Genomic DNA, 13,442 nt, shown 5'->3' on the forward strand with positions numbered 1-13,442 from the left:
TTAATTCCCGCTGCGCATCATCTCCTTCGGCACATATTTGCCGATTTCGAACTTGCCGATCGCCGCACGGTGCACTTCGTCCGGGCCGTCGGCCAGGCGCAGGGTGCGCTGCATCGCGTACATGTAGGCCAGCGGGAAATCGTTTGAAACCCCTGCCCCGCCATGGATCTGGATCGCCCGGTCGATCACCCGCAGCGCCACGTTCGGCGCGACGACCTTGATCTGCGCGATCTCGCTTTTCGCCACTTTGTTGCCGACAGTGTCCATCATGTACGCCGCTTTCAACGTCAGCAGACGTGCCATGTCGATTTCCATCCGCGAGTCGGCGATCTTGTCGATGTTGCCGCCCAAACGTGCCAGAGGCTTGCCGAACGCAGTACGGCTCACCGAGCGCTTGCACATCAGTTCCAGTGCGCGCTCGGCCATGCCGATCGAACGCATGCAGTGGTGAATCCGGCCAGGGCCAAGGCGACCTTGTGCGATTTCGAAGCCGCGTCCTTCGCCCAACAGGACGTTTTCGTACGGCACCCGCACGTTTTCGAAATGTACTTCAGCGTGACCATGAGGCGCATCGTCGTATCCGAACACCGGCAGCGGACGCACGATCTTCACGCCTGGCGCATCCACCGGCACCAGAATCATCGAGTGCTGGGCATGGCGCGGTGCGTCGGGATTACTCAGGCCCATGAAGATCAGGATCTTGCAGCGCGGGTCGCAAGCACCTGACGTCCACCATTTTTTGCCGTTGATCACCCACTCGTCGCCATCGCGCACGGCACGGGCGGCCATGTTAGTGGCGTCGGAGGACGCTACGTCCGGTTCGGTCATGGCGAACGCCGAGCGGATCTCGCCGCGCAGCAAGGGTTCGAGCCAGCGCTGTTTCTGCTCTTCGTTGGCGTAACGCACCAGCACTTCCATGTTGCCGGTGTCGGGTGCCGAGCAGTTGAACGGCTCTGGCCCGAGCAGCGAACGGCCCATGATTTCCGCCAATGGCGCGTATTCGAGGTTGGTCAGGCCGGCGCCAAGCTCGGACTCAGGCAGAAACAAATTCCACAGGCCCTCGGCCTTGGCCTTGAGTTTGAGTTCTTCCATGATCGCCGTCGGCTGCCAGCGATCGCCCTCGGCGACCTGACGCTCGAACACGGCTTCGGCGGGATAGACGTAGGTGTCCATGAACGCTGTTACGCGCTCACGCAGTTCCTGAACCTTGGGCGAATAAGCGAAATCCATGAGCGAGATACCTTCTTGGGGGAGGTTGTTTAGGTCATGTATCGATGCTAGAACAGCGTTGATAATTTACCTAGCCTATTCTCGGCGTGTATAAACATTCATCACCGATATATGATCGACTGATCGTCACGGTCAGTCCGCCCACACAATAAGAGAGCCGCGTAATGAATCTGAGCAAGGTCGATCTCAACCTTTTCATCGTCTTCGACGCGATCTACACCGAAGCCAACCTGACCCGTGCCGGGCAGATTGTGGGCATTACCCAGCCAGCGGTGTCGAACGCTCTGGCCCGGTTGCGCGAGACCTTCAACGACCCGTTGTTCGTGCGCACCGCCCAAGGCATGGTGCCCACACCCATGGCGCAGAACATCATCGGCCCGGTGCGCAACGCGCTCTCGCTGCTGCGCGTGTCGGTGCAGGAAAGCCGTATTTTCAACCCGCAGCAAGCGGTCAAGACCTATCGCATCAGCATGACCGACCTCACCGAAGCGGTGATCCTGCCGCCGCTGTTCCAGCGCCTGCGCCGCCTGGCGCCAGCGGTGATCATCGAAAGTTTCCTGTCCAAACGCCGGGAAACCACCAAGGAGCTGGCGGCCGGTCGCCTCGACTTTGCGGTGGATGCGCCGCTCAACACCGACCCGCAGGTGCGTCACGTCAAGTTGATGGAGGACCGCTACGTGTGTGCCATGCGCAAGGGGCATCCGCTGGCGGGCAAGGAGAAACTCACGCTGGATGATTACCTGGGCCTGACCCACATCCATATTTCCAGCCGCCGCAGCGGCCTCGGCTATGTCGACCTGGCGCTGGGCAAGATGGGCATCCAGCGCAAGATCGCCCTGCGCTCCCAGCATTACCTGATGGCATCACAGGTGATGCAGCAGACCGATATGGTCATGACCGTGCCGGAACGCTTTGCCCGCCGTAACGATCTGCACGCCTTTAATCTGCCGGTCAACGACGTGCCGCCGGTGGAAACCCACCTCTACTGGCACGAAAGCACCGACCAGGACCCGGCAAACCGCTGGATGCGCGAGCAGATGATCGAGTTGTGCCAGCAGGTGACGGCGCAGGAGAAAAAGCTCGACACTAAAACGGTGTAAAGCCGTTCAAAAGATCGCAGCCTGCGGCAGCTCCTACATGGATATGCATTTTCCTGTAGGAGCTGCCGCAGGCTGCGATCCTTTTTCGCCCCTTGACGTAAACGTCAACCTGACATTAGCTTAACGCCATGACCTTTTGCGAGCGCGCCCATGAGCAGCCAGACCTACAGCATTTCCGACCTCGCCCGCGAGCTCGACATCACCACCCGCGCCATTCGCTTTTATGAAGAGCAAGGCCTGCTCAGCCCCGAGCGCCGTGGCCAGGAACGCATTTACTCGCCCCGCGACAAGGTCAGCCTGAAGCTGATCCTGCGGGGCAAGCGCATCGGTTTCTCACTGGCGGAATGCCGCGAACTGATCGAACTCTACGACCCGTCCAGCGGTAACACCAAGCAACTGCACAGCATGCTGGCGAAAATCAGCGAGCGCAGGGAGCAGCTTGAACAGCAAATGCTCGACATCGAACAGATGAAACTCGAGCTTGATACCGCTGAAGAACGCTGCGTGCAGGCGTTGGAGCAGACGCTCAAAAGCCAGGAATCGGTTCAGTAACCCGACACAATTCCCTGTGGGAGCGGGCTTGCTCGCGAAAACGGTTTGTCATTCAACACTGATGTCGACTGACCCGGCGCCTTCGCGAGCAAGCCCGCTCCCACATTAGATTCCCACTCACCATGACTACAGGTGAATCTCTTATGTCCCTCCCCACCCACGTACGCATTGTCGAAGTCGGCCCACGCGACGGCCTGCAAAATGAAGCCCAACCCATCAGTGTTACCGACAAGGTGCAACTGGTCGATGCGCTGACCGCAGCCGGGCTCGGCTATATAGAAGTCGGCAGTTTCGTTTCGCCCAAGTGGGTGCCGCAGATGGCCGGCTCCGCCGAGGTCTTCGCGCAGATCCAGCGCAAACCGGGCGTGGTCTACGGTGCGCTCGCCCCCAACCTGCGCGGCTTCGAAGATGCCCTCGCCGCCGGGGTCAAGGAAGTCGCAGTGTTCGCGGCGGCGTCCGAGGCGTTTTCCCGGCGCAACATCAATTGCTCGATCAGCGAAAGCCTGGAGCGTTTCGGGCCGATCATGGACGCCGCCAGACAACATGGCGTAACCGTGCGCGGGTATGTGTCCTGTGTGCTGGGCTGCCCCTATGAAGGTAGCGTCGCCCCGGAGCAGGTCGCCGTGGTCGCCCGCGAGTTGTATGCCATGGGCTGCTATGAGGTCTCGCTGGGGGACACCATCGGCACCGGCACCGCTGGCGCAACCCGCAGGATGTTTGAAGTGGTATCGAAAGATGTGCCCCGGGAGAAACTCGCAGGGCACTTCCACGACACCTACGGCCAGGCTGTGGCCAACATCTATGCCAGCCTGCTGGAAGGCATCTCGGTGTTCGACAGTTCCATCGCCGGTCTCGGCGGTTGCCCCTACGCCAGGGGCGCCAGCGGTAACGTCGCCACCGAAGACGTGGTTTACCTGCTCAACGGCCTGGGCATCGACAGCGGAATCGACCTCGACGCCTTGATGCTCGCCGGTCAGCAGATTTGCACGGTCCTGGGTCGCCCTACCGGTTCCCGCGTGGCCAAGGCTCGCAGCGCACAGTGAGTACGCTGTGTGTGTCCGGGTGTTACCGCTGTGTCCGAAACGTGGGCGCAAGCGAGTAACACGGAAACAAATTGTAGGGTTTTGCCTGAGGCGAAAAACCCTACAATTTTCCAAGCCTTTGATTTTAAAGTCTTTTAAAAAGTTGGCATGCCTCCTGCTATATCTATCGCATAACAAGAATAAAAAAATTGCGGCAAACCTAATAAAAACAAGACGTAACGACTCTGACATAACAAAAACAACACGGCAGAGACGCAGCTAACAGATTTTTTTGGAGAAGATGTGCTTTTCAGGGTGCTTTTCGGAGTTACCCGCAACCGGACAGAGAATAATAAAACTACCTTCAGGTAGCTCCCGTACTGGTTGGATCGCTCAGCGAGAAAGTAGATCAGCGCTCAAAAAAATACGTTTGCTCTTGATCCCGAATGGGGATCGCCAAAAACAGCGGTAAAGGGCAACGGTTGCCAAAAACAAAAACAGACCGACCCTCAATAATAAAAAAAGAGCACGCGCAACGAAAATTAAAGGGGAGCTTCGGCTCCCCTTTGTGCTGTCTGGCGTTTGAGATCTCCAAGAGAATCACAACCTTGTAGGAGCTGGCGCAGCCTGCGATCTTTTGATCTTGACCTTCGCCAACCCTAAAAGATCGCAGCCTTCGGCAGCTCCTACCGTATCGCTTTGAGCTCCTCGATACTGATCTCGCGCATCCTGAATTTCTGGATCTTGCCGGTCACCGTCATCGGAAATTCCTCGACGAACTTGAAGTAGCGCGGCGTCTTGAAGTGCGCAATGCGCTCCTTGCACCAGGCTTGCAGCTCTTGCTCGGTGGCGCTGTGGCCGGGGTGGAACTTGATCCAGGCGACGATCTCTTCGCCGTAGCGCGAGCAAGGAATGCCAATCACCTGCACGTCGGCAACGGCCGGGTGAGTGAAGAAAAACTCTTCCAGCTCCCGTGGGTAGATGTTCTCACCGCCACGGATGATCATGTCTTTGTTGCGCCCGGCAATGCACACGTAACCCTCGTCGTTCATGCTTGCCAGGTCACCGGTGTGCATCCATCCTGCCTGATCGATGGCGTCTGCCGTGCCTTCGGGGTTGTTCCAGTAACCGAGCATCACGCTGTAACCGCGGGTGCACAGCTCGCCGATGGTGCCACGTGGCACCAGGTTGCCCGCTTCGTCGATGATCTTGCTTTCCAGTTGCGGCTGGGTGCGGCCGACCGTGGTCACGCGCAGTTCCAGATCGTCTGAAGGACCGGTCTGCAGCGACACCGGACTGGTTTCCGTCATGCCGTAGGCAATCTGCACTTCGCTCATGTGCATTTCGCTGATGACCCGGCGCATCACCTCGATAGGACAGGTCGCACCCGCCATGATCCCGGTGCGCAGGCTCGACAGGTCGAACTGGGCACGTTGCGGTTGGTCAAGCATGGCGATGAACATGGTCGGTACGCCGTACAGCGCGGTGGCTTTTTCTTCGGCCACGGCGCCGAGGGTCAGCAACGGATCGAACGCGTCGTTCGGGTAAATCATCGTACTGCCATGGGTGATGCAGCCGAGGTTACCCATGACCATGCCGAAGCAGTGATACAGCGGCACCGGGATCACCAGGCGATCCGCGGCGGTCAGGCCCAGGCTTTCGCCGACCATGTAACCGTTGTTGAGAATGTTGTAGTGACTGAGGGTCGCGCCCTTGGGAAAACCGGTGGTGCCGGAGGTGTACTGGATATTGACCGGCTGATCGAAATGCAGGCTGTCCTGGCGTTCATGCAGTTGCTCGACCGTCACGCTGCCCGCCAGATCGGCCAGTTGCGACCATGGCAGGAACCCCGACGGCGGCTGTGCATCCAGGCTGATGACGCCACGCAACTCCGGCAACCGCCCGCTCTGTAACTTGCCGATGGATTGCTCCGCCAACTCCGGCACCAGGCCTTGCAGCATCGAGTGATAGTCCGAGGACTTGAAGGCCCCGGCACATACCAGCCATTGGCAGCCGGACTGCTTCAACACGTATTCGAGTTCGGAACTGCGATACGCCGGGTTGATGTTGACCAGGATCACGCCGATTTTCGCGGTGGCAACCTGGCTGATGCACCACTGTGCACAGTTCGGCGCCCAGATGCCGAGGCGGTCCCCGGCTTGCAGCCCCAGCGCCAGCAATGCTCTGGCGTGCAGGTCCGCGGCCTCGGCCAATTGCCGCCAGGTGTAACGCAGCTGCTGATGGCGCACCACCAGCGCCTCCCCGTCCGGGTACTGCGCAACCGTGTTGTCGAATGCCTGGCCGATGGTCATCGCCAGCAAGGCTTTGTCCTGGGAACCACGGGTGTAACTGCGTTGCGGGCTTGCACTGGGTTGATCCATGACGACCCCTATTGTCTTTATTTATGGGCTACCGGCGGTCCCACAGGGTAGGTCCGCGTTCTATCTTGAACTGGCTCTACTCTCGCTCAAGTTGACGTTAACGTAAAGGGTGATTGACAGCCATTCGTCACAGGCTTACGTTAACGTAAAGGTGAGAACCAAATCACGGCCCTCCCCGCCCTACAAAAAAAGCCAAAAGGTGACCCATGAGCTATCCATCCCTGAACTTTGCCCTCGGTGAAACCATCGACATGCTGCGCGATCAGGTTCAGTCCTTCGTCGCCAAAGAGATCGCCCCGCGCGCCGCTCAGATCGACATCGACAACCTGTTCCCCGCCGACCTGTGGCGCAAATTCGGCGACATGGGCCTGCTGGGCATTACCGTGCCGGAAGAGTACGGCGGTGCCGGCCTGGGTTACCTGGCCCACGTGGTGGCGATGGAAGAAATCAGCCGTGGCTCGGCCTCGGTGGCCCTGTCCTATGGCGCGCACTCCAACCTGTGCGTCAACCAGATCAACCGCAACGGCAACCACGAACAGAAAGCCAAATACCTGCCCAAGCTGATCAGCGGCGAGCACATCGGCGCCCTGGCCATGAGCGAGCCAAATGCCGGTTCCGACGTGGTGTCGATGAAACTGCGCGCCGACAAACGCGGCGACAAGTACGTGCTCAACGGCAGCAAGACCTGGATCACCAACGGTCCGGACGCCAACACCTACGTGATCTACGCCAAGACCGACCTGGAAAAGGGCCCCCACGGCATCACCGCCTTCATCGTCGAACGCGACTGGAAAGGCTTCAGCCGCAGCAACAAGTTCGACAAGCTCGGCATGCGCGGTTCGAACACCTGCGAGCTGTTCTTCGATGACGTCGAAGTGCCGGAAGAAAACATCCTCGGCGTGCTCAACGGCGGCGTGAAGGTGCTGATGAGCGGCCTCGATTACGAGCGCGTTGTACTGTCCGGCGGCCCGACCGGGATCATGCAGGCCTGTATGGACCTGATCGTGCCGTACATCCACGACCGCAAGCAGTTCGGCCAAAGCATCGGCGAATTCCAGCTGATCCAGGGCAAGGTCGCCGACATGTACACCCAGCTCAACGCCAGCCGCGCCTACCTGTACGCCGTGGCCCAGGCCTGCGAGCGCGGCGAAACCACCCGCAAGGACGCCGCCGGCGTGATCCTCTACAGCGCCGAACGCGCCACGCAAATGGCCCTCGACGCGATCCAGATTCTCGGTGGCAACGGCTACATCAATGAATTCCCGGCCGGTCGCCTGTTGCGTGACGCCAAGCTGTACGAAATCGGCGCGGGCACCAGTGAGATCCGTCGCATGCTGATCGGTCGCGAACTGTTCAACGAAACCCGCTAAACGGAGCTGTCCATGGCTACCCTGCATACCCAGCTCAACCCTCGTTCAGCGGAGTTCGCCACCAACAGCGCGGCGATGCTCAAGCAGGTCGACGCGTTGCACACCCTGCTCGCCCAAGTGGCGCAAGGTGGCGGCCCGAAGGCTCAGGAACGCCACACCTCGCGGGGCAAACTGCTGCCCCGCGAGCGCATCAACCGCCTGCTCGATCCGGGTTCGCCGTTTCTGGAGATCAGCCAACTGGCGGCGTACGAGGTGTATGGCGAAGACGTCCCCGCCGCTGGCGTGATTGCCGGGATCGGCCGTGTGGAAGGCGTCGAATGCATGATCGTCGCCAACGACGCCACGGTCAAAGGTGGCTCGTATTACCCGTTGACGGTGAAAAAACACCTGCGCGCCCAGACCATCGCCCAACAGAACCGCCTGCCGTGCATCTACCTGGTGGACTCTGGCGGCGCCAACCTGCCGCGCCAGGATGAAGTGTTCCCGGACCGCGAGCACTTCGGGCGGATCTTCTTCAACCAGGCCAACATGAGCGCCATGGGCATTCCGCAGATTGCCGTGGTCATGGGCTCCTGCACTGCTGGCGGCGCCTATGTCCCGGCGATGGCCGACGAAGCGATCATGGTCCGCGAGCAAGCGACGATCTTCCTCGCCGGTCCGCCGCTGGTGAAAGCCGCGACCGGTGAAGTGGTCAGTGCCGAAGACCTCGGCGGGGCCGATGTGCACTGCAAGATTTCCGGGGTGGCCGACCATTATGCCGAGAGCGATGAACACGCCCTGGCCCTGGCCCGCCGCAGCGTCGCCAACCTCAACTGGCGCAAGCAAGGTGAGGTTCAGCAACGCACACCCATCGCCCCGCTCTACAGCAGCGACGAGTTGTACGGCGTGGTCCCGGCCGATGCCAAGCAACCGTTCGACGTGCGCGAAGTGATTGCGCGGCTGGTGGATGGTTCGGTGTTCGACGAATTCAAGGCGCTGTTCGGGACAACCCTGGTCTGCGGTTTTGCCTACCTGCACGGTTACCCGATCGCGATCCTCGCCAACAACGGCATCCTGTTCGCTGAAGCGGCGCAGAAAGGCGCGCACTTCATCGAACTGGCTTGCCAGCGCGGCATCCCGCTGCTGTTCCTGCAGAACATCACTGGCTTCATGGTCGGCCAGAAGTACGAGGCCGGCGGCATCGCCAAGCACGGCGCGAAACTGGTGACCGCTGTGGCCTGCGCCAAGGTGCCGAAGTTCACCGTGATCATCGGCGGCAGTTTCGGCGCCGGTAACTACGGCATGTGCGGCCGCGCCTACGATCCGCGCTTCTTGTGGATGTGGCCGAATGCGCGCATCGGCGTGATGGGTGCCGAACAGGCGGCCGGCGTGCTGGTGCAGGTCAAACGCGAGCAGGCCGAACGCAGCGGCCAGGGTTTCAGCGCCGAGCAGGAAGCCGAGATCAAGCAACCGATCCTCGACCAGTACGAAGAACAGGGTCACCCCTACTATTCCAGCGCACGCCTGTGGGACGACGGTGTCATCGACCCGGCCCAGACCCGCGACGTACTGGCCCTGGCCTTGTCCGCGTCGTTGAACGCGCCAATCGAACCGAGCCGCTTCGGCGTGTTCCGGATGTGATTTTCTGTGGGAGCGGGCTTGCTCGCGAAGGATTCGCCGCGGTTCATCTGATGCACCGCGTTATCGTTCTTCGCGAGCAAGCCCGCTCCCACAAGGACCGTGGAGACGGACGAATATGAGCGACTTCAACACCCTCGAACTGCTGACCGACCCCCGTGGTTTTGCCACGCTGTGGCTCAGCCGCGAAGAAAAGAACAACGCCTTCAACGCCGAAATGATCCGCGAACTGATCCTCGCCCTCGACAAAGTCGCGAGCGATGCCAGCCTGCGGTTCCTGATCGTGCGCGGTCGCGGCAAGCATTTCAGCGCCGGCGCTGACCTGGCCTGGATGCAGCAATCGGCCGAGCTCGATTACGCCACCAACCTCGATGACGCCCGGGAACTGGCGGAGTTGATGTACAACCTGGCCAAACTGAAAATTCCGACCCTGGCGGTGGTACAAGGCGCAGCCTTTGGTGGCGCGCTGGGCCTGATCAGTTGCTGCGACATGGCCATCGGTGCCGATGACGCGCAGTTCTGCCTGTCGGAAGTGCGCATCGGCCTGGCGCCGGCGGTGATCAGCCCGTTCGTGGTGCAAGCCATTGGCGAGCGCGCGACCCGTCGCTATGCCTTGACCGCCGAGCGCTTCGGCGGGCAACGGGCCCGGGAAATCGGCTTGTTGTCAGAGAGCTATGCAAGTGCCGAGCTGGAACAGAAAGTCGAGCAGTGGATCGACAACCTGCTGCTCAACAGTCCGGCCGCAATGCGCGCCAGCAAGGACCTGTTGCGTGAAGTCGGCGACGGCTCACTGACCCCGGCGTTGCGCCGCTACACCGAAAACGCCATCGCCCGCATCCGCGTCAGCCCCGAAGGCCAGGAAGGCCTGCGCGCCTTCCTGCAAAAACGTCCGCCGAGCTGGCAAGCCGAAACCACCAAGGAGCCCCGTTGATGAGCGCACCTGTCCTCACCACCCTGCTGGTGGCCAACCGTGGCGAAATCGCTTGCCGGGTAATGCGTACCGCCAAGGCCCTGGGCCTGACTACCGTGGCCGTGCACAGCGCAACCGACCGTGACGCCCGGCACAGCCGCGAAGCCGACATTCGGGTTGACCTGGGTGGCAGCAAAGCCGCCGACAGTTATCTGCAGATCGACAAACTGATCGCCGCCGCCAAGGCCAGCGGTGCCCAGGCGATTCACCCCGGCTACGGCTTTTTGTCGGAGAACGCCGGGTTCGCCCGCGCCATCGAAAACGCCGGCCTGATATTCCTCGGCCCGCCCGCCTCGGCCATCGACGCCATGGGCAGCAAGTCTGCCGCCAAAGCCTTGATGGAAACCGCTGGCGTGCCACTGGTGCCCGGTTATCACGGTGAAGCCCAGGACCTGAAAACCTTCCGCGCCGCCTGCGAGCGCATCGGCTACCCGGTGCTGCTCAAGGCCACCGCGGGTGGCGGTGGCAAAGGCATGAAAGTGGTCGAGGACGTCAGCCAACTGGCCGAAGCCCTGGCCTCGGCCCAGCGTGAGGCGCAATCGTCGTTCGGCGATTCGCGGATGCTGGTGGAGAAATACCTGCTCAAGCCGCGTCACGTGGAAATACAGGTGTTCGCCGACCAGCACGGCAACTGCCTGTACCTCAACGAACGTGACTGCTCGATTCAGCGCCGCCACCAGAAAGTCGTCGAAGAAGCCCCGGCGCCAGGCCTGAGCCCGGAGTTGCGCCGGGCCATGGGTGAAGCCGCCGTGCGTTCGGCGCAAGCCATCGGTTATGTCGGTGCCGGCACCGTGGAGTTTTTGCTGGATGCGCGCGGCGAGTTCTTCTTCATGGAGATGAACACCCGCCTGCAAGTCGAACACCCGGTCACCGAAGCCATCACCGGCCTCGATCTGGTGGCCTGGCAGATTCGCGTGGCACGGGGCGAAGCCTTGCCGATGACTCAGGATCAGGTGCCGCTGGTGGGCCACGCGATCGAAGTGCGGCTGTATGCCGAAGACCCCGGCAATGATTTCCTGCCGGCGACCGGTCGCCTGGAACTGTATCGCGAATCAGCCCAGGGGCCGGGGCGCCGAGTGGACAGCGGTGTTGAAGAAGGCGACGAGATCTCGCCGTTCTACGACCCGATGCTCGGCAAGTTGATTGCCTGGGGCGAAGACCGTGAACAGGCACGTTTGCGCCTGCTTGGCATGCTCGATGAATTCGCCATCGGCGGGCTGAAGACCAACATCAATTTCCTGCGGCGCATCATCGGTCACCCGGCATTTGCTGCTGCCGAACTGGATACCGGCTTCATTCCGCGCTATCAGGAGCAGTTGCTGCCGGCCCCTGCGGAACTCAGCGACGATTTCTGGCAGGCCGCCGCCCAGGCGTTTGCCCAGAGCCAGCCGCCTGCCACCCGCGCCGACGACCCGAGTTCGCCATGGGCGGTGGGTAACGGCCTGCGGGCTGGTTTGCCGCGAGAAATCACCCTTCACCTGAGCTGTGAAGGCCAGGACCGGGCCCTGACGCTGGGCGACATCAATGCCCACAATGCTCTGCTCAAGGGCGAGCATCTGCTGACCGAGCAGGCGGGTGTGCGACGTCAACACCGCGCAATACGCCGTGGCGAACAGGTGTATTTGCAGTGGGATGGCGAATTGCGTCGCATCGAGGCTTACGACCCGATCAGCGCCGTCGAGGCCAGCCACAGCCATCAGGGCGGGCTGACCGCCCCCATGAACGGCAGCATCGTCCGTGTCTTGGTGGAGGCCGGGCAATCGGTCGAGGCCGGGGCGCAACTGGTGGTACTGGAAGCGATGAAGATGGAGCACAGCATCCGCGCGCCCCACGCCGGGGTGATCAAGGCGCTGTATTGCCAGGAAGGCGAAATGGTCAGCGAAGGCAGTGCACTGGTCGAACTGGAAGAAGCATGAAATGAAGATCGGTCCTACGCACCGCGAGGACCGATCTGATCAGAACCTGGCTGTTGCCTGAACCACTACGCCGATGATTCGACATTCTTCGGTGTACAAGGCTTTCGGATACGTCGGATTGAGCGGGACCAGATAACGCTGCCCGCCCTCTTCGATGAGCTTGCGGAACGTGGCTTCGGTGCTGTCCGGCCACTGGGCAATGACCAGTTTGCCAGGCTCGGCTTCCACGGCCGGGTCCACCAGGATCAGCATGCCTTCCGGGATGCTCATGCCATTGGGTGCGGTCATCGCATCGCCTGCCACTCTCAACCAGAATGCCGGCCCCCGGGCGTGGTAATCGGACAGTTCAAAGTGTCCTTTTCCGTACGCCGGGACCTCGCCGTCGCGCACTACGGCAGGTTCTCGCCAGTCACTGACCGGGTAGCGAAAGTACGGATTGTACTTCTGTGTCAGGGGAATTTCGTCGTCCGTTGACGCCTGCGGCTCCCGGATCACCAGCGCCACCTCGAGAAACTCAAGGCCCAGCGCCCGCAGCACACGGTTCATGTCGTCGATGCCGGGTTCACGACGTTTATTGAGCCAGTGGCCGATACCGCCCTGGGACATCCCGAGGCGCTCGGCGAGTATCTCTTGAGTGATTTTGAGTTCACTCATCTTGGCCTTGACCAATTCAATCCATTTATCCATGTGCGGCACGATACGTGGGCGACTCCAGCCATCAAAACACAAAATGTAGTATTTAAATTGTCGTCACAAATACAGTTCGTATTAGGATCGATCCACGGATCTGAATCTAACACGGAGCTTGCCATCGCCATGAACCAACCCACCAATGACCGCCCGGACATGCAAATCGACAATACCTTCACCTCGCCCCTGGACTCTGCGGCGGCACAACGCGCGCTGGACTATTACTTGAAACCAGCTATTTCGGAGGAAGTGACCGAGCCGCGCTTTTTTGATGTGAATCGCAATATCAGCGGCGAAGAGGCGCTGGTCCATGCCCTGGACCTGTTGCGCTGTGCTGCCGCCACCGCGTACGAGTCCGCCAGTCACCTGCAAGGCGCAAGCCGCGACCTGGCGTTTTCGACGGTGCACATGATCGACATGGCCAAGGCGATGGTCGATCGATCGCTGGAGAAGTATGAAAACGGTTGAGGCGAGAAGGCGAATCGAGAGGACAGGAAAGAATTTTCCTGTCGCGCAGGTGAAAACGCTTGACCTGTAAACGAGAATGATTATTATTGCATCAACTGATCGCGAGATCAGTCGATGGACCAGGTG

The 13,442-nt window shown here is 60.7% G+C and carries 11 protein-coding genes; 8 read left to right on the plus strand and 3 right to left on the minus strand.

The window, feature by feature from the left end:
• Positions 1–1,230, minus strand: a complete 1,230-nt coding sequence (locus ACMDB8_RS17940) for an acyl-CoA dehydrogenase (protein WP_223542111.1) — start codon at positions 1,228–1,230, stop codon at positions 1–3.
• A 164-nt stretch (positions 1,231–1,394) separates the two neighbouring features.
• Here ACMDB8_RS17940 and ACMDB8_RS17945 point away from each other — a divergent pair, with 164 nt between their 5' ends.
• The 3 genes from ACMDB8_RS17945 to ACMDB8_RS17955 all read left to right on the plus strand — a co-directional run bounded on the left by ACMDB8_RS17945 (position 1,395) and on the right by ACMDB8_RS17955 (position 3,925).
• On the plus strand, positions 1,395–2,330 hold the full coding sequence (locus ACMDB8_RS17945; protein ID WP_223542110.1) for a LysR family transcriptional regulator: 936 nt from the start codon (positions 1,395–1,397) through the stop codon (positions 2,328–2,330).
• Between the two features lie 150 nt (positions 2,331–2,480).
• Positions 2,481–2,882, plus strand: coding sequence for a MerR family transcriptional regulator (locus ACMDB8_RS17950; protein WP_046037804.1), 402 nt, complete (start codon positions 2,481–2,483; stop codon positions 2,880–2,882).
• 143 nt (positions 2,883–3,025) lie between these two features.
• Positions 3,026–3,925, plus strand: coding sequence for a hydroxymethylglutaryl-CoA lyase (locus ACMDB8_RS17955; protein WP_223542109.1), 900 nt, complete (start codon positions 3,026–3,028; stop codon positions 3,923–3,925).
• A 665-nt stretch (positions 3,926–4,590) separates the two neighbouring features.
• On the opposite strand, the gene ACMDB8_RS17960 is transcribed toward ACMDB8_RS17955, so the two are convergent.
• On the minus strand, positions 4,591–6,285 hold the full coding sequence (locus tag ACMDB8_RS17960) for an AMP-binding protein (RefSeq protein ID WP_223542108.1): 1,695 nt from the start codon (positions 6,283–6,285) through the stop codon (positions 4,591–4,593).
• A 206-nt stretch (positions 6,286–6,491) separates the two neighbouring features.
• Between ACMDB8_RS17960 and ACMDB8_RS17965 the strand changes: the two genes are divergently transcribed.
• From ACMDB8_RS17965 to ACMDB8_RS17980, 4 genes are all read left to right on the plus strand, one after another.
• Positions 6,492–7,655: an isovaleryl-CoA dehydrogenase gene (locus ACMDB8_RS17965; RefSeq protein ID WP_056724068.1), complete on the plus strand. Its 1,164-nt coding sequence runs from the start codon at positions 6,492–6,494 to the stop codon at positions 7,653–7,655.
• Positions 7,656–7,667: 12 nt separating this feature from the next.
• A complete protein-coding gene (locus ACMDB8_RS17970; RefSeq protein ID WP_056724065.1) occupies positions 7,668–9,275 on the plus strand; it encodes a carboxyl transferase domain-containing protein in 1,608 nt (535 codons plus the stop codon).
• Positions 9,276–9,390: 115 nt separating this feature from the next.
• Complete coding sequence (locus tag ACMDB8_RS17975) at positions 9,391–10,203, plus strand: gamma-carboxygeranoyl-CoA hydratase (protein WP_056724063.1); 813 nt, start codon at positions 9,391–9,393, stop codon at positions 10,201–10,203.
• A complete protein-coding gene (locus ACMDB8_RS17980) occupies positions 10,203–12,158 on the plus strand; it encodes an acetyl/propionyl/methylcrotonyl-CoA carboxylase subunit alpha (protein ID WP_409078853.1) in 1,956 nt (651 codons plus the stop codon). Before ACMDB8_RS17975 ends, ACMDB8_RS17980 begins: the two co-directional genes overlap by 1 nt.
• Before the next feature lie 39 nt (positions 12,159–12,197).
• Here the strand turns inward: ACMDB8_RS17980 and ACMDB8_RS17985 are convergent, their stop codons facing one another.
• The gene (locus ACMDB8_RS17985; protein ID WP_056724059.1) at positions 12,198–12,845 is read right to left on the minus strand and encodes a LexA family protein; all 648 of its coding nucleotides are present in this window, start codon (positions 12,843–12,845) and stop codon (positions 12,198–12,200) included.
• A 129-nt stretch (positions 12,846–12,974) separates the two neighbouring features.
• Here ACMDB8_RS17985 and ACMDB8_RS17990 point away from each other — a divergent pair, with 129 nt between their 5' ends.
• The gene (locus ACMDB8_RS17990) at positions 12,975–13,316 is read left to right on the plus strand and encodes a DUF6124 family protein (RefSeq protein ID WP_056724057.1); all 342 of its coding nucleotides are present in this window, start codon (positions 12,975–12,977) and stop codon (positions 13,314–13,316) included.
• Positions 13,317–13,442 lie beyond the last annotated feature (126 nt).

The sequence above is a fragment of the Pseudomonas monachiensis genome (genome assembly GCF_047345015.1).
GTDB lineage: Bacteria > Pseudomonadota > Gammaproteobacteria > Pseudomonadales > Pseudomonadaceae > Aquipseudomonas > Aquipseudomonas monachiensis.